The 22,436-nt window shown below is 70.3% G+C and carries 23 protein-coding genes; 12 read left to right on the top strand and 11 right to left on the bottom strand.

All coding sequences use genetic code 11. The features are described 5' to 3' along the window. Nucleotide 1 precedes the first annotated feature (1 nt). On the bottom strand, nucleotides 2–976 hold the full coding sequence (locus tag AU196_RS07870) for a nucleoside hydrolase (protein WP_231737458.1): 975 nt from the start codon (nucleotides 974–976) through the stop codon (nucleotides 2–4). A 99-nt stretch (nucleotides 977–1,075) separates the two neighbouring features. Further along, the gene (locus AU196_RS07865) at nucleotides 1,076–1,507 is read right to left on the bottom strand and encodes a MarR family winged helix-turn-helix transcriptional regulator (protein WP_059094543.1); all 432 of its coding nucleotides are present in this window, start codon (nucleotides 1,505–1,507) and stop codon (nucleotides 1,076–1,078) included. 76 nt (nucleotides 1,508–1,583) lie between these two features. Here AU196_RS07865 and AU196_RS07860 point away from each other — a divergent pair, with 76 nt between their 5' ends. Together AU196_RS07860 and AU196_RS07855 are read left to right on the top strand one after the other, a co-directional pair. Next, entirely contained in the window at nucleotides 1,584–2,453 is an 870-nt protein-coding gene (locus AU196_RS07860; RefSeq protein ID WP_059094542.1) for a MaoC/PaaZ C-terminal domain-containing protein, read from the top strand. A 92-nt stretch (nucleotides 2,454–2,545) separates the two neighbouring features. Continuing rightward, entirely contained in the window at nucleotides 2,546–3,433 is an 888-nt protein-coding gene (locus tag AU196_RS07855) for a universal stress protein (protein ID WP_059094578.1), read from the top strand. Here the strand turns inward: AU196_RS07855 and AU196_RS07850 are convergent. Both AU196_RS07850 and AU196_RS07845 read right to left on the bottom strand, forming a co-directional pair. Then, nucleotides 3,430–4,335 carry a hypothetical protein gene (locus AU196_RS07850; RefSeq protein WP_231737455.1) on the bottom strand — a complete coding sequence of 302 codons (906 nt, stop codon included), beginning with the start codon at nucleotides 4,333–4,335 and terminating at the stop codon, nucleotides 3,430–3,432. The genes AU196_RS07855 and AU196_RS07850 overlap by 4 nt on opposite strands. 67 nt (nucleotides 4,336–4,402) lie before the next feature. Next, on the bottom strand, nucleotides 4,403–5,905 hold the full coding sequence (locus AU196_RS07845) for an FAD-dependent monooxygenase (RefSeq protein WP_059094541.1): 1,503 nt from the start codon (nucleotides 5,903–5,905) through the stop codon (nucleotides 4,403–4,405). A gap of 152 nt (nucleotides 5,906–6,057) precedes the next feature. Between AU196_RS07845 and AU196_RS07840 the strand changes: the two genes are divergently transcribed. Both AU196_RS07840 and AU196_RS07835 read left to right on the top strand, forming a co-directional pair. Next, nucleotides 6,058–9,348 carry an error-prone DNA polymerase gene (locus AU196_RS07840; protein ID WP_059094540.1) on the top strand — a complete coding sequence of 1,097 codons (3,291 nt, stop codon included), beginning with the start codon at nucleotides 6,058–6,060 and terminating at the stop codon, nucleotides 9,346–9,348. 24 nt (nucleotides 9,349–9,372) lie between these two features. After that, the gene (locus tag AU196_RS07835) at nucleotides 9,373–10,014 is read left to right on the top strand and encodes a nitroreductase family protein (protein ID WP_059094539.1); all 642 of its coding nucleotides are present in this window, start codon (nucleotides 9,373–9,375) and stop codon (nucleotides 10,012–10,014) included. A 7-nt stretch (nucleotides 10,015–10,021) separates the two neighbouring features. On the opposite strand, the gene AU196_RS07830 is transcribed toward AU196_RS07835, so the two are convergent. Beyond that, nucleotides 10,022–10,474 (bottom strand): tRNA (cytidine(34)-2'-O)-methyltransferase, encoded by a 453-nt coding sequence (locus tag AU196_RS07830; RefSeq protein ID WP_502687229.1) that lies wholly within the window; start codon nucleotides 10,472–10,474, stop codon nucleotides 10,022–10,024. A 27-nt stretch (nucleotides 10,475–10,501) separates the two neighbouring features. Here AU196_RS07830 and AU196_RS07825 point away from each other — a divergent pair, with 27 nt between their 5' ends. From AU196_RS07825 to AU196_RS07800, 6 genes are all read left to right on the top strand, one after another. Beyond that, entirely contained in the window at nucleotides 10,502–11,107 is a 606-nt protein-coding gene (locus AU196_RS07825; RefSeq protein WP_059094537.1) for a class I SAM-dependent methyltransferase, read from the top strand. A gap of 230 nt (nucleotides 11,108–11,337) precedes the next feature. After that, a complete protein-coding gene (locus AU196_RS07820; RefSeq protein WP_059094536.1) occupies nucleotides 11,338–13,908 on the top strand; it encodes a HAMP domain-containing sensor histidine kinase in 2,571 nt (856 codons plus the stop codon). Next, nucleotides 13,905–14,321 (top strand): roadblock/LC7 domain-containing protein, encoded by a 417-nt coding sequence (locus AU196_RS07815; RefSeq protein ID WP_059094535.1) that lies wholly within the window; start codon nucleotides 13,905–13,907, stop codon nucleotides 14,319–14,321. Before AU196_RS07820 ends, AU196_RS07815 begins: the two co-directional genes overlap by 4 nt. A 7-nt stretch (nucleotides 14,322–14,328) precedes the next feature. Further along, the gene (locus tag AU196_RS07810) at nucleotides 14,329–14,694 is read left to right on the top strand and encodes a DUF742 domain-containing protein (protein ID WP_059094534.1); all 366 of its coding nucleotides are present in this window, start codon (nucleotides 14,329–14,331) and stop codon (nucleotides 14,692–14,694) included. Continuing rightward, complete coding sequence (locus AU196_RS07805; protein WP_059094533.1) at nucleotides 14,675–15,256, top strand: GTP-binding protein; 582 nt, start codon at nucleotides 14,675–14,677, stop codon at nucleotides 15,254–15,256. Before AU196_RS07810 ends, AU196_RS07805 begins: the two co-directional genes overlap by 20 nt. Before the next feature lie 2 nt (nucleotides 15,257–15,258). Continuing rightward, the gene (locus tag AU196_RS07800; protein WP_059094532.1) at nucleotides 15,259–15,810 is read left to right on the top strand and encodes a pentapeptide repeat-containing protein; all 552 of its coding nucleotides are present in this window, start codon (nucleotides 15,259–15,261) and stop codon (nucleotides 15,808–15,810) included. Nucleotides 15,811–15,820: 10 nt separating this feature from the next. On the opposite strand, the gene AU196_RS07795 is transcribed toward AU196_RS07800, so the two are convergent. The 3 genes from AU196_RS07795 to AU196_RS07785 are packed head-to-tail and all read right to left on the bottom strand — an operon-like array spanning nucleotide 15,821 to nucleotide 16,949. Further along, complete coding sequence (locus AU196_RS07795) at nucleotides 15,821–16,168, bottom strand: hypothetical protein (protein ID WP_502687228.1); 348 nt, start codon at nucleotides 16,166–16,168, stop codon at nucleotides 15,821–15,823. Nucleotides 16,169–16,179: 11 nt separating this feature from the next. Then, entirely contained in the window at nucleotides 16,180–16,557 is a 378-nt protein-coding gene (locus AU196_RS07790) for a heme-binding protein (protein ID WP_059094576.1), read from the bottom strand. A 26-nt stretch (nucleotides 16,558–16,583) separates the two neighbouring features. Further along, complete coding sequence (locus AU196_RS07785) at nucleotides 16,584–16,949, bottom strand: hypothetical protein (RefSeq protein ID WP_059094530.1); 366 nt, start codon at nucleotides 16,947–16,949, stop codon at nucleotides 16,584–16,586. Nucleotides 16,950–17,133: 184 nt separating this feature from the next. Between AU196_RS07785 and AU196_RS07780 the strand changes: the two genes are divergently transcribed. Then, nucleotides 17,134–18,591, top strand: a complete 1,458-nt coding sequence (locus tag AU196_RS07780) for an FAD-dependent oxidoreductase (RefSeq protein WP_059094529.1) — start codon at nucleotides 17,134–17,136, stop codon at nucleotides 18,589–18,591. A 113-nt stretch (nucleotides 18,592–18,704) separates the two neighbouring features. Beyond that, the gene (locus AU196_RS07775; protein ID WP_082695649.1) at nucleotides 18,705–19,523 is read left to right on the top strand and encodes a transglutaminase-like domain-containing protein; all 819 of its coding nucleotides are present in this window, start codon (nucleotides 18,705–18,707) and stop codon (nucleotides 19,521–19,523) included. On the opposite strand, the gene AU196_RS07770 is transcribed toward AU196_RS07775, so the two are convergent. Genes AU196_RS07770 through AU196_RS07760 form a run of 3 tightly spaced genes read right to left on the bottom strand, consistent with a single transcriptional unit; the run spans nucleotide 19,510 to nucleotide 22,337 of the window. Next, nucleotides 19,510–20,736 (bottom strand): esterase/lipase family protein, encoded by a 1,227-nt coding sequence (locus tag AU196_RS07770; RefSeq protein ID WP_059094528.1) that lies wholly within the window; start codon nucleotides 20,734–20,736, stop codon nucleotides 19,510–19,512. The two genes, AU196_RS07775 and AU196_RS07770, sit on opposite strands and share 14 nt — an antisense overlap. Then, a complete protein-coding gene (locus AU196_RS07765; RefSeq protein WP_059094527.1) occupies nucleotides 20,723–21,364 on the bottom strand; it encodes a rhomboid-like protein in 642 nt (213 codons plus the stop codon). The genes AU196_RS07770 and AU196_RS07765 overlap by 14 nt, the downstream gene beginning before the upstream one ends. 16 nt (nucleotides 21,365–21,380) lie before the next feature. Then, complete coding sequence (locus tag AU196_RS07760; RefSeq protein WP_059094526.1) at nucleotides 21,381–22,337, bottom strand: helix-turn-helix domain-containing protein; 957 nt, start codon at nucleotides 22,335–22,337, stop codon at nucleotides 21,381–21,383. Nucleotides 22,338–22,436: the final 99 nt, after the last annotated feature.

The following is a 22,436-nucleotide window of genomic DNA, read 5'->3' as shown; positions in this document are numbered from 1 at the left end:
GTCAGCCCAGCCGGCGGGCGAAGGGCCCCACCCGGTCGATGAACCGCTCGAAGAAGACGCCTGCGTCGACGCCGATGCCGACCAGGGCATTCGGCGGTCGGCCCCACCGCCCGCTCCAGTCCGCGATCGTCATCCCGCGCGTCAGCGTCCCGGTCAGCTCGACGTCCACCGTCGTGGGCCGGTACTGCACCAGATCGGGGTCGAGGGCGACGGCGGCGGCCAGCGGATCGTGCAGATGCGCGAGGTACCCCTCGCCCTGGTCGAAGTGGAACTCGAAGTAGAACCGCAGCGCATCCTCCAGGACGCGGATCAACGGGTTGGCGGCCGTCGAACGGGTGCCCCGGTCGTCCAGCACGCTCATCGGCGCGGTCGGGGACTGAGCGGCGGCCGCCAGCCTGGTCAGCAGTGTGGGGGTCAGCGCGATGTGCTCGGTCAGATTGAGGCCCAGCACGATCGGCGGGGTGAGACCCGATGCGCTCCACGCGGTGAACACCTCGGCGGCGGCCTCCGGATCGACGCTGACATTCCACTCCGCCACCGCCGTCGTGTTGCCCCGGTAGTCGAACGCGCCGCCCATGATCACCAACCGGCGCAACAGGGTCGGCAGCGCCGGTTCGGCGCGCAGCGCCAGCGCAACGTTGGTCAGGGGGCCCACCGCGATGCCCACCAATTCACCGGGATGCGCCCGGGCGGCGCGCACCCACGCCTCGGCGGCGTCGTACGTCGTCACCTTCGACCCGCTCGACGGCAGGTGCGCATAGCCCAACCCCTCCGGGCCGTGGGTGTCCTCGGCGGTGCGCAGCGCCGAGGCGATCGGGCCCTCGGCGCCGCGTGAGACGGGAATGCCCCCCGCCCCGCACAAGTCGAGCAGACCCAGGTTGTTGTGGCAGACCTGGTCCACCCCGACGTTGCCTGCGGTGGATGCGATCCCGATCAGATCGGCGTCCGCACTGGCGAGCAGGTACACCAGCGCCATCGCGTCATCGACCCCGGTGTCCACATCGGCGAAAACCGGTATCGGAGCGGAAGACTCGCTGCGTGGGGTGGTCACGGGCAGAGGATACGCCCGCTCCGGTCACCCCTTCGCGGTGTGGGCGCGGCGCTCGACGCGGCTCAAGGCCGCCAGCTGGTCAGGGGTCAGGCCGGCCAATCCGAACTGGGCGGCCGCCAGCGTCGCCGTGGCCGCGTCCGTCACTGTCCGTCCATCGTCGGTGATGCTCACCAGCGTCGCCCTGCGGTCGGTCGGATGGGGATGGCGCACGACCAGGTCGCGCTCGGTGAGCCGCTCGGTGGCGATGCTGACCGTGGTGGCGTGCACGAACAATTCCCGGGCCACCTCGCCCAGCAGACACGTTCCGGTGTCGGTGGACTGCAGCTGCTTGAGGATCTGGAAGTCGATCAGCCGGAGCCGGAAGCCGTCCTTGAGTTCCTGGTCGACGACCGCCGTCATCGACCGGCAGAGCAACAGCACCGAGCGCATCGCCTGCCAGCCCGCGGGTTCGGCCATGGCCTATTCGGTATCCACAATTGCGCCGTTCAACCGGAAAGATAGGGTCCGAATTCACGCCGAGAAGGGAATGCCCATGCCGATCGATCCCGATGCCGTTGGCCGCACGTCCGAGCCGGTGCTCCACGAGTGGACCGACCGGGAGACGCTGCTCTACGCGCTGGGCGTCGGGGCGGGCACCGCCGACCTGGCGTTCACCACCGAGAACAGCCACGACGTCGAGCAGCAGGTGCTGCCCACCTATGCGGTCATCGCCTCCCCGGCCTGGGGCGCGGTGGGCGCCGTCGGCTCGTTCGACTTCAGCAAGCTGCTGCACGGGTCGCAGCAGATCCGGCTGTTCGCACCGCTCAAACCGGCCGGGCGGCTGAGCGTGGTGTCCGAGGTGGCAGACATCCAGGACAAGGGCGAGGGGAAGAACGCCATCCTCGTGTTCAAGGGCACGGGCACCGACCCCGACACCGGCGAGGTGGTCGCCGAGACGATCTCGACGGCGGTGATCCGGGGCGAGGGCGGATTCGGCGGGCAGCCGGGGACGCGACCGCAGGCCCCGGAGATCCCCGAGCGCGATCCCGACGCGCGCATCGCGCTGCCCACACGCGAAGATCAGGCCCTGCTCTACCGGCTCTCCGGAGACCGCAACCCGCTGCACAGCGATCCGTGGTTCGCCCGCGAGCTGGCCGGGTTCCCGCGCCCGATCCTGCACGGGCTGTGCACCTACGGGGTGGCCGGACGGGCATTGGTGGCTGCGCTCGGCGACGGCGACGCCACGCGCATCACCGCCGTCGGCGCCCGCTTTACCTCGCCGGTGTTCCCGGGCGAGACGCTGACGACGTCGGTGTGGCGCACCGCCGAGGGGGAGGCGGTCTTCCGGACCGAGGCGTCCGCCCCGGACGGATCCGCCACCCGGCTGGTGCTGGAGGACGGCACCGCCCGGTATCGACCTTGATTTCGCTGAAGCGCCGGTGAAAACCGCGTCGGATTGACAGGATTGGAATCCGCGGCGTTCGCCGGGCGTGCGAGATGGGCGGTGGTTCGGTCATGAGGTTGGTCGTCGGTTATCTCGCCACCCCCGGTGGCGCGGACGCGCTCGCACTGGGTGTCCGCCTGGCTCGCACGCTCGGCGCAGAGCTCGACGTCTGCATGATCCTGCCGTCCGACCGGGCGCTGCCCGCCATGGTGCCGACCGGGGAGCACGACGATCTGCTCGGCAGTCAGGCGGAGAAGTGGCTGGCCGAAGCGATGGCGTCGGTGCCCGACGATGTGTCTGCGCACAGCCACATCGTGTTCACCGACTCCGCCGCCGACGGACTGATCACCGAGGCGGGACGGCTCGGCGCCGATGCGATCGTGGTCGGCGGATCGGGCGGCGGGCTGGCCGGGAGCTACACACTCGGATCGGTGGTCAACCAGCTGCTGCACTCGGCGCCGATGCCGGTCGCGGTGGCGCCGCGCGGGATCCGCGAGTCACCGGTCGAGCGCGTCCGTGAGGTGACGTGCGCGATCGGCCGCCGTGAGGGCGCGGACCTGTTGCTCGAGCATGCGGTCCGGTTCAGCTCGGCGGCGGGCACACCGTTGCGGCTGGTCTCACTCGTGGCGCTCGACCCGACGTTCGGTGTGCTGCGCGGCGACGTCGACGCGGTGCGCAACCGGGCGCTCGAACACGCCTCCCAGACGCTGGACGCGGCGAAACACGGCCTCCCCGAGAACATTCCGGTGACCTCGACGATCGTCGACGGACGCGGCGTCGAGGACGCGGTCGGCAAGCTGGACTGGCATGACGGTGACCTCATCATGGTCGGCTCGAGCCGGCTGAGCGCACCGCGGCGGCTGTTCCTCGGGTCGACCGCCGCCAAGATGCTGCGCGTCCTGCACGTGCCGATGGTGGTCATCCCGCGTGATCAGCTCACGCCCGAGGATCTGCCCTAACGCAGGCCGTGGTCGCCGTACTCGTGCAACAGCGCCAGCGGGTCGAGGGTGTCCCACGCGGTGCTGTAGAACTGCTCCTTGAGCAGGCGGGCCTCGTACTCCATGTTGGCCAGGTCGGCGATCTGGTCGTAGCCGTAGTAGAGCAGTGACACCGGGCCGGTGGTCTTGAGCAGTTCGTTGATGATGACCTGCGCGCCGACCCTGTTGCCCTGCGCGGCTTCGATGAAGGCCGGGACGATCTTGTACGCGGGCACGACGACGTTGACCCACGGCACGATCTGGCTGCCGCGGTACACCGCCTCGACGCCCTCGCGGATGTAGGGCCGGAACTCCGGGCCGGCCGCGCCGACGAGCAGGTCACGCAGAGTGAGGACCGCGTCGGGCATGTCGTCGGGATCCGGATCGTCGGGCCGGAACGGGTCGGGGCTCCACGGCACCGGCGCCGCGGCAGCCGCTGCGGCGGGTTCGTCGACCGGCTCCGCGACGGGCTCGTCGACCGGCTCCCGGACCAGCCGGGCCTGCGCCGCCGACACCTCGGTGTCGTCGTCGGATGCGTTGTCGCGCTTGGCCGGCGGCTCGTCGTCATCCTTCTCGACGTCGCGGGGCGTGAACACCGCGCGCAGCTTCTCGACCTGCTCGGCCTCGAACTGCTTCGCCGACTGCCTGAGCTTCTTGCTCAGCGACGGCTTGTCGTCGGCCTTCTTGTCCGATTCGGCGTCCGGCTTCTTCGGGCCGGCGTCGACGGCGCCCGCGGACGGTGAATCGCTCGCGGATTCCGAGGCGGTCGAGGGCGACTCGGTCTCCGCATGAGCGGTGCCCTGGCCGGCGACCGCGACCGCGGCGCCCACACCGACTGCGACCGCCAGTCCGCCGACGTAGCCGATGTATTTCTGTGACGCCATTCCCCGAGTCCCTTCCTTAGGCAAAGACATCGTAGAGGTCACCGCGGCGTTCGGCAGCGCGGCGCAGTCAGTCCGCGCCGCGCGGGGCACCGAACCAGTCGGTGAGCGCGGCGAGGAGCGCCGGACCCGCGGTTCCGACCGCCTCGTCCACACCCGCGGCCCAGGCGATGTAGCCGTCCGGGCGGACCACCAGCGCATCCGCGGGCCGCGGATCGGTTCGAGCGGTGAGGATGTCGACCCGGTGACTCCAGCCGTCCGCCGCGGCACGCAGGTCGTCCCGATCGGCGAGGTCGAGGAACGCCGGTCGCCCGGTGTGCAGGTCCAGCGCAAGGTCCGGGACGAACGTCCCCGTCAGCGGATGGATTCCGGGGCGGGTCGGGTAGGTGACGTCGTCGCCCGCGAGGAGTCGGCCGATGCGGTGCAACGGTTGCTCGTCGAGGAGTAGTTCGCCCACCAGTTCACGCAGCGCCTCGGCGGCCGGGTCGGCGCCGCGCCGCAGGGCCACCTGTGCCTGGGTGTGCAGCAGCGTGCGCGCAGCGGCACGGTGACGTTCGTCGTGGTAGGTGTCCAGCAGACCCCGCGGTGCCCAGCCCGCGACGTGCGCGGCGAGTTTCCAGCCGAGATTCACCGCGTCGAGCATCCCGGCGTTGACGGCCACGCCCCCGGCGGGGAACTGGTGAGCGGCGTCGCCGGCGATCAGAACCCCTCCGGCGCGGTAGGTTTCGGCGTGCCGGGCGTGGTAGGTGAAGCGCGTCATCCGGGTCGGCTCGCCCAGCGGGACGTCGGCCCCCAGCACACGGCGGATGCTGTCCGCGAGCTCGCTCACCGTCATCGGTGTCTCGTCGTCGTAGCCGCCCGGATCGTCCTCGCTGGTGTAGATCGTCAGCTCGTCCGGAGTCATCGAGGCGATCGCGAACGCGCCGCGCTCGGTCTGGGTATAGCCCGCGGGCAGGTGTCCGATGCCGGGTATCTCGTAGTCGCCGTCCGCGCGCAATGTCACCGCCCCGGGCCTGCCGACGTGCGCGAGGCGGTTGACCTCCGGATAGGTGGTCCCGGGAAAGGGGATCCCGGCCAGTTCGCGGACCCGGCTCCGGACACCGTCGCAGCCCACCACGTGACGCGCGGTCACCCGGTAGAGGCCACGCGGCCCGTCGACGTCCACGGTCACCGACCCCGGGTCCTCGGCCAGTCCGACGACCTCGTGTCCGCGGCGGACCTCGGCGCCGGCATCGCGCACGTACTCCTCGAGCACCGCCTCGATCCGAGGCTGGGGGAGCAGCAGGGCCTCCATCGGGGGATCGGCCAGGCGGGTGAAGTCGGCCTGCAGACCGCCGAAGGGGAAGCGCGGCGTGGGCCGGGGTTGGCCGCTGGCGGCCTCGAAGCGATCGAGCAGTCCCCGGTAGCGCAGCACGTGCAGGATCTGCCCGCCCAGTCCACCGGCCCTCGCGACGTCGTCGATCTGTGGGCGCCGCTCCAGTACCAGGGTCCGCACCCCCGCCAGGCGCAGTTCCGCGGCCAGCATCAGACCGGTCGGGCCCGCGCCAACGACGATCACCTCGGTATCCGTCATTCGACCTCCATATGTGCAGGTGACAGCTTCGGCCAGCGAGTGTGCAGCACACCCCGGGTCTTGCCGCAAGCCCCCGGTCGCGCTATAGATTGAGAGTGGGAGGGAGCCGCGACCCCTCCCTTCATCGAACGGATGTTCGGTACACTCGTGGGGTGGGTTTCTCCAACGGGCCGACGTGGCCGGAGATCGAGCGGGTGCTGAACGGCAAGCCCCGGCGGGCCGGCGAGTCCCTGCGCGAACCTCCCGGAGACGGCGGGGACAGCCCGGCGTGGTCGCGCAAACGCGGCGCCTACCAGGCTCCAAATCTGCCGCGGTCGGGCGGTTCCGTGTCCTACGCCGAACTGCATGCGCATTCGGCGTACAGCTTCCTCGACGGGGCCGGCACGCCGGAGGAACTCGTCGAGGAGGCCGCCCGGCTTGACCTGCGGGCCATCGCGCTGACCGACCACGACGGGCTCTACGGAGTCGTCCGGTTCGCCGAGGCGGCCAAGGAACTCGACATGCGCACGGTGTTCGGCGCCGAGCTGTCGCTGGGTAACACGGCTCGTACGGAAGTGCCCGACCCACCGGGCCCGCACCTGCTGGTACTGGCCCGCGGGCCGGAGGGGTACCGGCGGCTGTCGCGCGAGATCGCCAAGGCGCACCTGGCCGGGGGTGAGAAGGGCAAGCCCCGCTACGACTATGACGCGCTCACCGAGGCCGCGGGAGGGCACTGGCACATCCTCACCGGATGCCGCAAAGGCCATGTCCGCCAAGCGCTCTCGGAGGGGGGTCCCGAAGCGGCCGAGAAGGCCCTCGCCGATCTGGTCGACCGGTTCGGCGCCGACCGGGTCAGCGTCGAGCTCACCCACCACGGCCACCCCTTCGACGACGAGCGCAACGCCGCGCTGGCCGAACTGGCACCGCGCTTCGGTCTGCACGTCGTGGCCACCACCGCAGCGCATTTCGCCGAACCGTCACGCGGCCGGCTGGCGATGGCGATGGGCGCGATCCGGGCCCGCCACTCGATCGACGAGGCCGCCGGCTACCTGGCCCCGCTCGGTGGTTCGCATCTGCGCTCGGGAGAGGAGATGGCCCGGCTGTTCGCGCACTGCCCGCAGGTCGTCACCGCCGCCGCCGACCTGGGGGAGCAGTGCGCGTTCGGGCTGGCGCTGATCGCCCCGCAGCTGCCGCCGTTCGACGTGCCGCCGGGCCATACCGAGGACAGCTGGCTGCGGCACCTGGTGATGCTCGGCGCCCGCCACCGCTACGGTCCACCGGAACGGGCCCCGCAGGCCTACGCCCAGATCGAACACGAACTGCGGGTCATCGAAAAGCTGTCCTTCCCAGGCTATTTCCTCGTCGTCCACGACATCACGCGGTTCTGCAAGGAAAACGGCATCCTCGCCCAGGGGCGCGGCTCGGCGGCCAACTCCGCGGTCTGTTACGCGCTGGGGGTGACCAACGTCGACCCGGTCGCCAACGAGCTGCTGTTCGAACGGTTCCTGTCTCCGGCCCGCGACGGGCCACCCGACATCGACATCGACATCGAATCCGACCTGCGCGAGCAGGCGATCCAGTACGTCTACGACCGCTACGGCCGTGACTACGCCGCCCAGGTCGCCAACGTGATCACCTACCGCGGGCGCAGCGCCATCCGGGACATGGCCCGCGCGCTCGGCTTCTCGCAGGGACAGCAGGACGCCTGGAGCAAACAGCTCAGCAAGTGGAACGGGCTGGCCGACTCCCCGGACGTCGAGGGCATCCCGGAGCCGGTGGTGGATCTGGCGTTGCAGATCTCGAACCTCCCGCGGCACATGGGGATCCACTCCGGCGGCATGGTGATCTGTGACCGGCCGATCGCCGACGTGTGCCCGGTGGAATGGGCCCGCATGGCCAATCGCAGCGTGCTGCAGTGGGACAAGGACGACTGCGCGGCCATCGGCCTGGTCAAGTTCGACATGCTCGGGCTCGGCATGCTCTCGGCGCTGCACTACTGCATCGACCTGGTCCGCGAACACAAGGGCCTCGACGTCGACCTGGCCAGGCTCGACCTGTCCGAGACGGCCGTCTACGAGATGCTGCAGCGCGCCGATTCGGTCGGCGTGTTCCAGGTGGAGTCCCGCGCGCAGATGGCCACGCTGCCGCGGCTGAAACCCCGCGTCTTCTACGACCTGGTCGTCGAGGTCGCGCTGATCCGGCCTGGGCCGATCCAGGGCGGGTCGGTGCACCCCTACATCAAGCGGCGCAACGGGGAGGAGCCCGTCACCTACGACCACCCGTCGATGGAGAACGCGCTGCGCAAGACGCTGGGGGTGCCGCTGTTCCAGGAGCAGTTGATGCAACTGGCCGTCGACTGCGCCGGGTTCACCGCCGCCGAGGCCGACCAACTGCGCCGCGCCATGGGGTCGAAGCGGTCGACGGAGAAGATGCGCCGGCTGCGGGGCCGGTTCTACGACGGGATGCGTCAGCGCCACGGCATCACCGGCGAGGTGGCCGACCGGATCTACGAGAAGCTGGAGGCGTTCGCGAACTTCGGCTTCCCCGAGAGCCATTCGCTGAGCTTCGCGTCGCTGGTGTTCTATTCGTCGTGGTTCAAACTGCATCACCCGGCGGCGTTCTGCGCGGCGCTGCTGCGGGCGCAGCCGATGGGTTTCTACTCACCGCAGTCGCTGGTGGCCGATGCGCGCAGGCACGGCGTCAGTGTGCACGGCCCGGATGTCAATGCCAGCCTGGCCCGCGCGACGCTGGAGAACGCCGGGACCGAGGTGCGGCTGGGGCTCGCCGCGGTCCGCCACATCGGTGACGACCTCGCCGAGCGTATCGTCGAGGAACGAAAAGCCAACGGGCCGTTCGCTGATCTGCTCGACCTGACCGGCCGGGTGCAGCTGTCGGTGCCGCAGACCGAGGCGTTGGCGACCGCCGGTGCGCTGGGCTGTTTCGGCATCACCCGCCGTGAGGGGCTGTGGGCGGCGGGTGCGGCCGCCGCCGAACGGCCCGACCGGCTACCCGGTGTCGGTTCGGCGGGGCAGATCCCGTCGCTGCCCGGGATGAGCGAACTGGAACTGGCCGCCGCCGACGTGTGGGCCACCGGAGTGTCCCCGGACAGCTATCCCACCCAGTTCCTACGGGACAACCTCGACGCGATGGGCGTCGTCCCCGCGGCCCGGCTGTTGGAGGTGCCCGACGGCACCCGCGTGCTGGTGGCCGGGGCGGTGACCCATCGGCAGCGCCCTGCCACCGCGCAGGGCGTGACGTTCCTCAACCTCGAGGACGAGACGGGGATGGTCAATGTCGTGTGCTCACCGCAACTCTGGTCGCGTCAGCGGCGTCTTGCGCAGACCGCGCCGGCGATGGTGATCCGCGGCATCGTGCAGAACGCCACCGGTGCGGTCACCGTCGTCGCCGACCGGCTGGGCAGATTGGACATGCGGGTCGGCTCGAAGTCGCGGGATTTCCGCTAGTGAACCACTCGGTAGCCTCGACCCATGACCCTCAACCTGACTGTCGACGAACTCCTGACCACCACCCGCTCGGTGCGCAAGCGACTGGACCTGGAGAAGCCGGTGCCGCGCGAGGTGATCATGGAGTGCCTGGAGCTCGCGCTGCAGGCCCCGACGGGGTCGAACGCCCAGGGCTGGCAGTGGGTCTTCGTCACCGACCCCGACAAGAAGAAGGCGCTGGCCGAGATCTACCGCGTCAACGCGAACGCCTACCTCGACCTGCCCAAGCCCGACTACGACGACGTGCGCGGTGAGCGCATGGAGCTGGTCAGCGACTCCGCCCGCTACCTCAACGACCACTTCCACGAGGTACCGGTGATGATGATCCCCTGCCTCGAGGGCCGGCCCGACGGCGCGCCCGCCGGCATGTCCGCCTCGTTCTGGGGTTCGCTGCTGCCCGCCGCCTGGAGCTTCATGCTGGCGTTGCGCTCCCGCGGTCTCGGCTCGGCCTGGACGACGCTGCACCTGCTGGGCGAGGGCGAGAAGCAGGCCGCCGACCTGCTCGGCATCCCGTTCGACAAGTACAGCCAGGCCGGGCTCTTCCCGATCGCCTACACCAAGGGCACCGACTTCAAGAAGGCCAAGCGCCTTCCCGCCGAGCAGCTCACCCACTGGGACGCGTGGTGAGGCGGGTCTAGACGGCCCCGGTGAACCCGTGCTGGCGCCACGCCTCATAGACCGCGACCGCCGCGGCGTTCGACAGGTTCAGTGACCGCCGCCCGGCCAGCATCGGGATCCGCACCTGCGCGGTGATGTGCGGGTCGGCCAGCGTCTCGGCGTCGAGCCCGGTGGGCTCCGGCCCGAACATCAGCACATCGCCCGGCCGGTAGGCGATCTCGGCGAACGACAGGGTGGCGTGCGCGGTGAACGCGTAGACCGACGCGGGCAGCACCGCATCCCACGCGGCGCGGAGATCGTCGTGCACGGTGACCGACGCGAGGTCGTGGTAGTCCAGCCCGGCGCGGCGCAGCTTGGGCTCGGAGAGGTCGAAACCCAGCGGTCGCACCAGATGCAGTGCGCAGCCGCTGCCCGCCACCATGCGGATGGCGTTGCCGGTGTTGGGCGCGATCCGGGGTGAATAGAACATCACCTTGAACACAGCGATAATGCTCGCATGGCCGAACCCAGTCTCTGGATGCAGAAGGTCGCGGCCGATCCCGGTCATTCGCGGTGGTACATCGAGCGGTTCCGGGCGATGGCGCGCGCCGGGGACGATCTGGTCGGCGAGGCCCGACTCGTCGACGCGATGGTGCCGCGCGGCGCCCACATCCTCGACGCCGGCTGCGGCCCCGGCCGGGTCGGCGGCTATCTGGCCGCGGCCGGGCACCGGGTCGTCGGAGTCGACGTCGACCCGGCCCTGATCGAGGCGGCCGAGCAGGACCATCCCGGCCCGCGCTGGCTCGTCGGGGACCTCGCCGAACTCGACCTGCCCGCGCGCGGCGTCCCCGAACCGTTCGACCTCATCGTGTCGGCCGGAAACGTCATGACGTTCCTCGCGCCGAGTACCAGGACCCAGGTGTTGCGCCGGTTGCGGGCCCACCTTGCCGACGACGGACGGGCGGTGATCGGCTTCGGCGCCGGCCGCGACTATGCGTTCGACGAATTCCTCGGCAACGCAGCGGATGCCGGCTTCGTCCGCGATCTGCTGCTGTCCACGTGGGATGTCCGGCCCTTCGCCGACGACTCCGACTTCCTCGTGGCGATCCTGCGGCCCGCTTAGCTGGTATTTGCTCGATCACCACACGGACGCGCATCGGTCTGGTCACGAACTCTGTCTGTTCAGTAAGAATTGTGGAAACCCCAGCTGACGGCTGTCATACTCGTCGAATTGCCAGGCGTACCAGGCGCGATACCGCGTCCCGCAAACAGGTGCGAACAGCAGGAAACCTCCATGAATGACGCTTCAGTACTGACACGCGCATCCTGGGCCGGCCACGCGGTCCGGCGCCGATGACTGCGCCACCCAAACGGCCGTCGCGCTGGTCGCCGGCGAACTGGCCGGTGCGCTGGAAAGTGCTCGCGATCGTGCTCGTCCCGCTGGTCCTGGCCGGCGTGTTCGGCGGCTCGCGTATCGCCGGCAACCTGCGGCAGGCCGGTGATCTGCGGTTGGCCGCCGAGCGCGCCGAGCTCATCCCGGACATCAACGCCTACATGGACGCCCTGGAGACCACCGTCGTCGCCGCGACCGAGGGGCGTGAGACGCAGCCTGCGCTCGCGGAGTACGACACCGCCAAGACGGCGTTACGGCAACAGCTCGCGGCCACCGACGTCGTACCCGACGTCCGGCAGGCGGTCACCGACCTGCTCGATCCCGGGCAGGATCTAGTCAACAAGGTCATGGCGAATTCGATCGACCTGCGCCAGCGGGTGATGACCTATGCGCCGCTGCTGCTGACCGCCGAGACGGCGATCACCGGATCGGCCCGCGGCGACGAACAGCGCGTCCAGTTGCAGGCCGAAGCTCTCTCCCGGGCGATCGGCGCACGCGGTCAGATGGCGATGCAGCAGATGCTCGTCACCCGCGGCGCCGACGTCCCCGAACCCGAACTACGCACGTCGATGAACACGCTCGCGGGCACCGAGCCGTCGACGGTGAACGGGATGGCCGAACTGCTCGGCGGCGCCTCGGAGGAGGCCAACACCCTGCGCAGCGAGATGGTCAAGCGCATGTCGCTGATCTCCAACCCCGCCGTGGTCCTGGTCGGCAACCCCGAACTGCTGCAGTCCCAGGCCGTGACCGCCGGCATCGCGGACACCATGATCGCCGACACCACCGACGCCATCCCGGCGGCGGTGACCAGCGCGGCGGATGCGGAGCGGTCCGCCGCGATCCGCGATGCGGTGCTGATCCTGCTGGTGTTCGTCGCCGCCCTGATTCTCGTGCTGTTGGTGGCGCGTTCGCTGGTGCTCCCGTTGCGCCGACTGCGCGACAGCGCCCTCAAGGTCGCCCACGAGGATCTGCCCGGAGAACTCGACCGGGTCCGGGCCGGCGCCGAGCCCGCCCCGGTCACCCCGATCCCGGTGTACACCACCGAGGAGGTCGGTCAGGTCGCGCACGCCGTCGACGAACTGCACGAGCAGGCCGTGCTGTTGGCCGGGGAGCAGGCGCGGCTGCAGCTGCAGATCAGCGACATGTTCGAGACGCTGTCGCGCCGCAGCCGCTCGCTGGTGGACCAGCAGCTGTCGCTGATCGACCGGCTGGAGCGCGACGAGGACGACCCCGAACGCCTGCAGAGCCTGTTCCGGCTCGACCACCTCGCCGCCCGAATGCGCCGCAACGGCGCCAACCTGCTGGTGCTCTCCGGTGCGTCGGTCCCCCGGGACCAGGCCGAGCCGGTCCCGGTCGCGACGATCATCAACGCCGCGGCCTCGGAGGTGGAGGACTACGCCCGCGTGGTGACGGCCTCCGTGCCCGACAGCCGCATCATCGGCGCCGCGGCCGGCGACCTCGTGCACCTGCTCGCCGAGCTGCTCGACAACGCGCTGCGGTATTCGCCCCCCATCACGCAGGTGCGGGTGTCGGCCGTGCACACCGGCAACGGCGGCCTCGTCGTCGAGGTCAGCGACACCGGCCTGGGGATGGCCGAGGCCGATCTGCGGATGGCCAACGCCCGCCTGCAGTCCGGCGGCGAGGTCACCCCGTACACCGCCCGCCACATGGGCCTGTTCGTGGTCGGACGGCTCGCGGCCCAGCACGGTTTCGTCGTCCGGCTGCGCAGCACCGTCGTCGACGAACCGGACTCCGGCACCACCGCGGGCGTGTACGTCCCCGCCTCCCTGCTCGCGCACACCGACACTGCCGCACCGACGTCCGTGCCGCCTGCCGAACCGTACGGTGCCGCGCCCGCGCGGCAGGACATCGGCGAGCACTCGCGTCACCACCGGCCCGAGCCGGCCGGCCGCGAACTCAACGGCCACAGCGAACTCGCGGCCGGCGGGCTGCCGCAACGCCATCCCGGCGCCAGCGGGATCACCGGCACCGCGGGGGAGCAGACCGACCCGCGAATGCCGGTCTCCACCCCCACGAACACGTCCGCCTTCTTCGCCTCCCGGGCACAGGCCGCCGCCAACGGCGCGCACGAGCGCCCCGAATCGGAGCCGGCGCCCGAACCCGCACCGGCGGCCAGGCCGACCGCGGGCGCCGACGACGCGATCTACCAGTCGATGCTCTCGGAATGGTTGGTCGATCCGACCGAGCTCGGCAAGAGCGCCGACCTGGACTGGAAGTCGGTGTGGGACCACGGGTGGTCGGCGGCCGCCGCCGCGGACGAGGCCCCGGTGCGGGAACGGACCGACGAGGGACTGCCCGTACGCGATCCCGGAGCCCGGCTGGTGCCGGGCAGCGGCGGCGGAGCGCACCGCAGCGACGACACCGAGGAGCAGGTAGCATCGGCGGCCGGGGCCGACGCCCCGCCCCGACGCGATCCGGAGGCCATCCGGGCCAGCATGAGCAGCCACTTCGGTGGCGTGCACGCCGGCCGCGCCCACTCCCGAGAAGTCAGAGGAACAGATCTCGAATGACCTACCCGGCACGTTCGACGCAGCGCGAATCGCTCGACTGGTTGGTCTCCCGATTCGCCCGCGACGTGTCCGGAGTCACCCATGCGGTGCTGGTGTCCGCCGACGGTCTGCTGATGGCCGCCAGCGAGCACATGCCGGTCGAACGGGCCGACCAGCTCGCCGCGGTCGCCTCCGGTCTGGCGAGCCTGTCGACCGGCGCCGCGCAGTTGTTCGACGGCGGGTACGTGCTGCAGTCGGTCGTCGAGATGGAGAACGGTTACCTGCTGCTGATGCGGGTCGGTGACGGCTCCAACCTGGCGACGCTGGCCACCCGCTCCTGCGACATCGGGCAGATCGGCTACGAGATGGCGATCCTCGTCGAGCGGGTCGGCACGGTGGTCCAGTCGCAGCGGCGTACCCCTCAGCACTCGTGAGTGCGCCGTGGACGAACCCGAATCCGCCGCCCGACCCAGCCTGGTACGGCCCTACACGCTGACCGCGGGTCGCACCGACTCCCGCGTCCACCTCCCTCTGGAAGCGCCCATCGAGACGCTCGACTCGTCCCGGCCGCCGCGCTGGCCGGTCGGCGACGTGCGCGGGGACATCCTCGTGATCTGCGCCCAGCGGCCGTCTGTGGCGGAGATCGCTGCACGTTTATCGGTGCCGCTCGGCGTGGCGCGCGTGCTTGTGGGGGACCTCGTGACGCAGGGTTATCTACGGGTGCACGCCACCCTCGACCAATCGGCGACCTCCGACGAACGCCGCGAACTCATAGGAAGGACCCTGCGTGGCTTACGAGCACTCTGACAGGCGGCGCTCGAGCGCGACGAAGATCGTCGTCTCCGGCGGGTTCGGCGCCGGGAAGACGACGTTCGTGGGTGCGGTGTCGGAGATCATGCCGCTGCGCACCGAGGCGCTGGTGACCAACGCCTCGGCGGGCGTGGACGGCCTCGACGCCACCCCCGACAAGCGCACGACCACCGTCGCGATGGACTTCGGCCGCATCACGCTGGGCGACGACCTGGTGCTGTACCTGTTCGGCACGCCGGGACAGCGGCGGTTCTGGTTCATGTGGGACGACCTGGTGCGCGGCGCGATCGGCGCGATCGTCCTCGTCGACGTGCGCCGGCTGCAGGACAGCTTCGCCGCTGTCGACTTCTTCGAGGCCCGCAACCTGCCGTTCCTCGTCGCCATCAATGAGTTCGACGGCGCGCCAAGACATCCCACGGATGCGGTGCGAAAGGCGCTGGCCCTGTCCGAACGCACCCCGGTCATCACCGTCGACGCCAGGAACCGCGAATCGGCCAAGGCCGCGCTCATCGCGATCACCGAGTACTCCCTGGACTGTCTTTCCGCGCTGCCGGGCTGACCGTGGCGCAGTGGACCGATGAGGAGTTCATCGACCGGGACTTCCGCGACGAGGATCTGAGCCGGCTGCGCACCGAGCGGGTGGTGTTCGACGGATGCGACTTCAGCGGAGTCGACATGTCCGAGTCCGAGCATGTCGGTTCCGCGTTCCGGAACTGTGTCTTCCGTCGATCGTCCCTGTGGCACAGCACCTTCCGCCACTGCAGCATGTTGGGTTCGGTCTTCACCGAATGCCGGCTGCGCCCGCTGACGCTGATCGAGGTGGATCTGACGCTCGCGGTGCTCGGCGGGTGCGATCTGCGCCGCGTCGACCTGTCGGACTGCCGGCTGCGCGAAGCGAACCTGGTGGGCACGGACCTGCGCGAGGCGGCGCTGCGACGAGCAGACCTCCAGGGTGTCCGTGTGCAGAGCGCGCGCCTCGAGAACGCGGACTTGCGAGGCGCCCGGGTGGACCCGACGTTCTGGACCACCGCCGCACTGCGCGGCGCCCGTATCGACGTCGAACAGGCGCTGGCCTACGCCGCGGCGCAGGGACTCGACGTCCACGGCGAGTGACGGGAGCGCCTCAGCGGCGTCCGCCGCGCCCGCCGCCGCCGGGCCGGCCGCCGGGCAGACTGTTGTCCGGCCGGGCGCCGGGCCCGCCCGGCCGGCCCAAATCGCCACCGGGGGGATCGACGTCGAGGATCAGGTCGACTCCCCAGTCGTCGCAGTAATAGTCGTACTCGCACGGGTACGGGTAGTAGGGACCGGTGGAGCCGACCGTGCCGCCGGTGTCGGAGCCGCGCACGTCACCCTGCGCGCAGACGGTCACCCCACCGGCATTCGTGCAGTCCGCGAGCGCCGGGGCGGCCGACGCGAGTGCGCCGAAGGGCAGGAGAACGCCGGTGGCTCCCACGGCCAGCCGGCGTCGCATCACCCGCATCGTTACCGGTTTGGTTGCGCTGCAACGCCGCAACGATTCCGGAAGTCGACCATCGGCTGCCGGATACCCTGGAGGTCCGCCCTCACCTGCGGATTGGCGTCGGCGTACTCGGCGACCCGCGCGCGCACCTCTTCCCTCGGCAGGCCCTTCAGGCCGGTGAAGAACGCGTTGACCTCCGGGTGGGTGAACAGGTAAGTCGACGTCGCCGCGGTGACACCCGCCGCGACGCCGGACATATCTGCCGCCGTGCAGCCCGGTGGCGGCGGTGGGGGCAGAGGTGGCGGTTGCGCGGAAGCGGTGGCGCCACCGGTCACGAGCGCCGCAGCGACGGCCGCGCCGACCGCGACCGTTGCGCCGACAGCGCGGAATCTGATCGTCATGTCACTCCTCTCGAAGAGGCTGGGTTTCACCGCCCGCCGATGCCTCCGCCGCCTCCCGGCCCGTCGGGTCGGTCGGGTCGGTCACCGGGACGGCCGGGCAGACCGATGTCGGGCCGACCCGGTGTGTCGGGCGGCCTGACGTCATTGTCCGAGTCGTAGTCGAAGACCGATACGCCGTCGTCGCAGAGGTAGTCGAGCTCGCAAGGGTACGGATACCACAGGTCCTGACCGGCAGGTCCGGTCTCTGCGCGGCGAACTTCGTTCTGACACATCGTGATTCCACCGGTCTCGGTGCACTCGGCGGAAGCGGGCGGGGCGGTGAGGATCAGGTACGACGGCACGACCGTCACCATCGCCGCGCCGAAGGCCGCGCAGTGTCGCAGAATTCGCATGGCCGTTCCTCCCCGTTGAAGACGCCGTGCAGTGAGAAGCTTATGACGATGCGGTTTCGTTTGCCGGATATTGACGAACAAAAACGAAATAAAGATCCTCGCCCGGCGAGGAGCTTGACGACTCAACGGACTCTGGCTTTCTCACACTCGGACGGCGAATACTGGGACCGTCGAGGAGGTCTTCATGACCGAGAGTTGTGACGTCTGCATCGTCGGTGCCGGCTTGGCCGGCCTCAACGCGCTCTATGCCGCGAGCCGGCACCTCGCCCCGGATCAGCGCATCGTCCTCGTCGACCGCAGGCGCCGTGCCGGCGGAATGTGGGTCGACACCTACCCCTACGTCCGTCTCCACCAGCCGCACGGGATGTTCACCGCGGGCGACATCGCCTGGACGCTCGGGCGCGAGCGGTCCTACCTCGCGACCAAGGACGAGGTGCTCGACCACCTGCAGCACTGTCTCGACGAGATCCGCCGGCGTGTGCGGGTCGACGAGTTCTACGGCTGGGACATGGTCGACGCCGTGGAGGCCGACGGCCGCGTCCGCGTCGCCTGCCGCTCGGCCGACGGTGCCTCGCTGGAGATCGACGCCGCGAAGCTGGTGAAGGCCTACGGTTTCCGGATCACACCGAACGATCCGCTGCCGGTCTCGACCGGGCGTGTGCACTCGGTGTCCCCGGACCACTGCGACGTGCGCGTCGGCGAGATCGCCGACAGCACAACGCCGGTCTGGATCATCGGCGGCGGGAAGACCGCGATGGACACCGCCCACGCGCTGATCACCCAATGCCCTGGACGGGAGGTCAACCTGGTCGCCGGTGGCGGCACGTTCTTCCAGTGCCGTGACACGTTCTTCCCCACCGGCGTCCGGAGGTGGGTCGGCGGAACCCTCGTCAGCACGTTGGGAGTTCAGGCGTCCCGGCGGTTCGACGGCACGAACGAGGACGAGGTGTGGCAGTGGCACCGCGCGCGGTACGGCACGTGGCTCACTCCCGCCACCGCGAACTTCCTGCTGGGCGTGCTGTCGAAGGCCGAGTGCCGAACCATCGCCGACGGTCTGCGCTCGGTGACCATGGACTACTTCGTCGACGCCGTCGATCGAGGCGACGGAGTCGAGATGAGGTTCCGCAGCGGTGAGACCACCCCCGTCGCACCCGGGAGCTGGATCGTGAACTGCACCGGTTACGTCACCAACCGCGATGATCCGTACGAGCCCTACGCGTCCGCGGGAGGGTCGGTGTTGTCGATCCAGATACGCTCGGCGACAATGCATCTGAGCTCCTTCATGGGGTACTTCATGACGCACATGCTGATGCTCGACCGGCTGCGCGACACCCCTTTGTACGAACTCGACGTACAGGACCTGACGAACAAGTCGCGAACGGCGTTCCCGTACACGCTGTTGACCCTCGCGCAGTACAACCTCAGCCTCATGGCCGATGCACTGCCGGCGAAGGTGTTCGCGGAGTGCGGGCTCGATTTCGACCGCTGGTACCCGCTGCCGCGCAGGATGGCGGCGACGGCCAGGTTCATGCTGACCCACCGCAGGCATCGCGACCACCAGCGCCGCGCCCTCGACACGGTCAGGGAACGGTTCGATCTCCGGTGCGGTCCGCTGAACCGAGGAACGGATGTGATGACGTGATCGTTCGAACACCGCTTCGATCAAATCCCGCCACGTCGACACGCGTGTGATTCACCCGGCGCGTCACCGTCTCTCGCGCTGCGCCCACACCCGATCGGCACCAGACTGGGCCGATGCCCCGGGACACCATGAGCCGCACCGTCGGCGCCGAACTCGAGATCGAGGTCACCGCACCCACCACGCTCGAGTTCCAGATCGCGCTCGCCGCGCATCCGGGCGCTGACGTGAGCGAGGTGCTGACGTTCCGTCACGACGGCTCACCGGTCGAGGCGCGGGAACTGATCGGCGAACACGGCACCCGCATCCACAGGTTCGCCGCCGCGCGGGGCACGGTGACAGCGTCCTACGAGGCGACGATCCGGGGCCTCGCGGGGCCGCCCGAGGTCCGCGACATCGATCTGTCCACCTATCTGCGACCGAGTCGTTACGCGGAGGCCGACAAGTTCTTCGGCTTCGCCGCAACGGAATTCGGTGACGTCACCGACTCCGGCGCCCTGCTGGAGCGGGTGTCGTCGTGGGTGGGCGCGCGTCTGGACTATGTTCCCGGATCGAGCGATCCCATCGACGGGGCCGCGGACACCCTGCTGGCCGGAGCGGGCGTCTGCCGCGACTACGCCCACCTCGTCATCGCGATGCTGCGCGCGCTCAACGTCCCGGCCCGCCTGGTCTCGGTCTACGCGCCCGGATGCAGTCCGATGGACTTCCACGCCGTCGCCGAGGCCCACGTCGACGGACAGTGGCGGGTGGTGGACGCCACCTGCCTGGCGCCCCGGCAGTCCATGGTGCGCATCGCGACCGGACGTGACGCCGCCGACACCGCGTTCCTCGACAACCACGACGGGTCGATCACCCTGCAGAAGATGACGGTCACCGCGGTCGTCGACGGTGAGCTCCCGCGGGATTCGGTGTCCGACCTCGTCACTCTGCGGTGACGCCCAGCCAGTGCACCAGCCGCGCGTAGATCTCGGGGTGGTTGAGCAGGTCGAAGTGGTGCAGACCCGTCATCACCAGGCCGTTGTCCGCGTCGAAGGGGATCCGGCGATGCCGTCCCCGCCCGGATGCGCTTTTCGGCCGGACCAGGTGATCGCCCAGGATGAGGCCGACCGGTCGCGGCGCCGCCGACGTCGCCACGAAGTGGTACGACGCACCGGGGAGGAACGGCACCTCGTTGCAGCGGTCGCGCAGGAACTCGTCGGGATCGGCCCCGGCCCAGTCGTCGTCCAGGCAGGCGCCGAAGCGTAGATCCTTGATCCCGTCGCTGCGCAGATTGAGGAAGTCCGCCAGGGCACGCGTCTCGCGGAGGCGGGCCAATGCCCAGGCCGCGGCGTTGACGCCCTTCTCGAGGTCGGCGCCCAGGTGCGGTGAGCCCAGGCACACCACCTGGCGCACCCGCCGGGTCCAGTCGTCGCCGTTCTCGTCGCCGTAGTGGCAGGCGCTGCGCACCACCAGCCCGCCCATCGAGTGCCCGACCAACGCGATGTCGGACACCGGGACCGGCCACGCCTCGGTCAGCGACACCAGGAGTTCGTCGAGCGCGTGCCCGTTGTCCGAGATGTGCAGGCCGGTGTTGTACCGCACGTCGACCGGCGTGAAGCCGAGGTCGTCGCGCAGCCGCGCACCGTAGGGCCGCGGGTCGGGCGCCTCGACGGACGGACGCGGGGGCCGGCGCCACGACGATTCGGTCTGGCACAGGCCGTGCACGAAGACGACGATGCGGTTCGTCGCATCGGGGAACGCCTCGGCGAGCGGCGCAGGCGCCGGATCCACGCTGCGCCCGTCGACCCGCACCGACATCGTCGTGGCCAGCGCGTTGCCGCGGGCGGCGAGTTCGTCGCCGTAGATGCCGTTGAGCGCCGCGATCGCCTCCGCGACCGCCGGTGTCCGATCCAACGGCGTGTCGTCGTCGAACCGCGTCGCCGCCAGGGCGCCGACCGCCTGGGGCACGCGTTGCCCGGTCGTGCCGATCGCGGTGTAGACCGCCTGGGCGATCACGTCGTGGACCATCTCGACCGGACGGGCGGCCGGGCCGACGGAGGCGAACACCCGGCTCGCGATGCCGGTGTGCATGCCCCGGACGATGTCGTGCAGGACGGTGACGCCCTCGGCGGCGACCTCGCCGAGGGCCCTGATCTCAGTGGCGCGCATGTCCCTGTGTACCCGGATACGGGTGTCGGTCACGGTCGATCGCCAGCGGGCTCAGCGCCAGGCCGGTGAGGAAGGCGCTCAGGTGGCCGACCTCGGTGAAGGTGGGCCGGACGACCGCGTTGGCGGCGAGGACGGCGACGCCGGCGGCGCGCACCCGGACCCGGTGCCGCCGCGGCAGGTACGCCGACAGCGTCCCCGCGACGCCCAGCAGGAAATAGCTGACCCCCACGTCGTGGGCATCGGCGAGCCGTGGCGGTGCCTGTTCGGTGCGGATGGATCGGCGCAGGTACCCCTGCCCGAGATATGTGCCGGCGATGTGCGCCGCGGTGCCCACGACGAGCCACCGGAGGGTGCCCAGGCGGCGTTCGGCCGGGGCGAGGACGGCGGCGAACGGCGGGACGTACGGCCACCACCTCCTGCCGTCGAGCCAGAACAGGCTCGCGGCCAGCACCCGCGTCGGCTCCTCCGACAGGTGGTTCAGATTGGTCGACTGGCTGCGCAGCAGCTGTGCGCGCGACCCACCCGCGGCCCGCTGCACCCGCGTGGTGACCGCGAGGACGGCCAGCCACATGAAGGTCGCCGGCGCGTCGGCCAGGCGGCGTCCGACCGCTCCCAGGGCACGTGCCACCTTGCGAATCTACCGGTCAGCCGGCGTGCAGCGTCTCCTGCGGATTCTGTCCGTACGAGCCGCAGTAGAGCTCCTCGAACGTCGGCAGGTGCGGGAAGCCCCAACGGGCCGCGATCGAGAACACCGACGTCGACTCGGGGTCCTCGTCGAGCAGGTCCCGGTGGGCCCGGTCGAGGCGGATGCGGCGCAGATGGTCCAGCGGACCCACTCCGAGGTGACGCCGGAACAGGTAGATCACCCCGTCATGGGTGAGCTCGACCGCGGCGGCGATATCGGCCACGCTGATGTCCGCGCCGGCGTGGTCCTCCATGTAGGCGATGGCCCGGCGCAGGAAGTTGGGGACCAGCCGTCCGGGGTGTTCGGTGCCGGGTGTCCTGGTGACGGGGAAGACCTCGAGCACCCGGGCGGCCAGCATGCGGCCGGCCTTGCCCAGCACGATCGGATTGGCGGTGTCCGGATCGTCGAGCAACCCCTCGACGGCCTCGAGCGTGGCCAGCCACTTCGCGGCGGCGGCGGCGTTCACGGGGTTGCCCGACATGAACCGCAGCGACGACGGTGCGACGCCCGCGGCTTGCGCCAGCACCCGAACCGGGATCGTCACGGTGTGCGACCAGGCGTGATCGGCGTAGCACCGGTAACGCGCGCCGGGGAAGTTCGACATGAACACGTCGCCGCGCCGATAGGAGACGCCGTGGGCGTCGCCGTTCGCGGTCACCGTGCCGGCCTGCAGCGCCGCGATGACGACGCCGCCGTAGTCCTCGACGTCGAACTGCAGGGTGGCGGGCAACCGCACATCGTGACATTCGAACGTGGAGGTCTGACGACGCTCGACACTGAGCCGGCGGGCCGCGGTCCGCGACTCGCGCAACACCAGGCTGGCGCCGTAATCGGCCTGCAGGAGACCGTGCGCCTCCGCGAGGTCGGGCGTGGCCCACGACGCCCGGCGGACCAGGGACTCGGTGTGTGTCCGCACTCGGCCCCCTTCCACGGCGGCCGCTCGATCATCAGGTCAGCCGCGCACGGGACACACCATAACCACACTCATGGCGGGAACGCGAAAATTTGCCCGAAT

This window comes from Mycobacterium sp. IS-1742 (genome assembly GCF_001500125.1).
GTDB lineage: Bacteria > Actinomycetota > Actinomycetes > Mycobacteriales > Mycobacteriaceae > Mycobacterium.
This window is presented reverse-complemented; position numbering and strand designations above follow the sequence as displayed.

Coding starts and splice junctions, on each gene's coding strand:
- AU196_RS07870 (WP_231737458.1), bottom strand. CDS start 976: ATGGCGCTGGTGTACCTGCTCGCCAGTGCGGACGCCGATCTGATCGGG.
- AU196_RS07865 (WP_059094543.1), bottom strand. CDS start 1,507: ATGGCCGAACCCGCGGGCTGGCAGGCGATGCGCTCGGTGCTGTTGCTC.
- AU196_RS07860 (WP_059094542.1), top strand. CDS start 1,584: ATGCCGATCGATCCCGATGCCGTTGGCCGCACGTCCGAGCCGGTGCTC.
- AU196_RS07855 (WP_059094578.1), top strand. CDS start 2,546: ATGAGGTTGGTCGTCGGTTATCTCGCCACCCCCGGTGGCGCGGACGCG.
- AU196_RS07850 (WP_231737455.1), bottom strand. CDS start 4,335: ATGGCGTCACAGAAATACATCGGCTACGTCGGCGGACTGGCGGTCGCA.
- AU196_RS07845 (WP_059094541.1), bottom strand. CDS start 5,905: ATGACGGATACCGAGGTGATCGTCGTTGGCGCGGGCCCGACCGGTCTG.
- AU196_RS07835 (WP_059094539.1), top strand. CDS start 9,373: ATGACCCTCAACCTGACTGTCGACGAACTCCTGACCACCACCCGCTCG.
- AU196_RS07830 (WP_502687229.1), bottom strand. CDS start 10,474: ATGTTCTATTCACCCCGGATCGCGCCCAACACCGGCAACGCCATCCGC.
- AU196_RS07825 (WP_059094537.1), top strand. CDS start 10,502: ATGGCCGAACCCAGTCTCTGGATGCAGAAGGTCGCGGCCGATCCCGGT.
- AU196_RS07820 (WP_059094536.1), top strand. CDS start 11,338: ATGACTGCGCCACCCAAACGGCCGTCGCGCTGGTCGCCGGCGAACTGG.
- AU196_RS07815 (WP_059094535.1), top strand. CDS start 13,905: ATGACCTACCCGGCACGTTCGACGCAGCGCGAATCGCTCGACTGGTTG.
- AU196_RS07795 (WP_502687228.1), bottom strand. CDS start 16,168: ATGCGACGCCGGCTGGCCGTGGGAGCCACCGGCGTTCTCCTGCCCTTC.
- AU196_RS07790 (WP_059094576.1), bottom strand. CDS start 16,557: ATGACGATCAGATTCCGCGCTGTCGGCGCAACGGTCGCGGTCGGCGCG.
- AU196_RS07785 (WP_059094530.1), bottom strand. CDS start 16,949: ATGCGAATTCTGCGACACTGCGCGGCCTTCGGCGCGGCGATGGTGACG.
- AU196_RS07780 (WP_059094529.1), top strand. CDS start 17,134: ATGACCGAGAGTTGTGACGTCTGCATCGTCGGTGCCGGCTTGGCCGGC.
- AU196_RS07775 (WP_082695649.1), top strand. CDS start 18,705: ATGCCCCGGGACACCATGAGCCGCACCGTCGGCGCCGAACTCGAGATC.
- AU196_RS07770 (WP_059094528.1), bottom strand. CDS start 20,736: ATGCGCGCCACTGAGATCAGGGCCCTCGGCGAGGTCGCCGCCGAGGGC.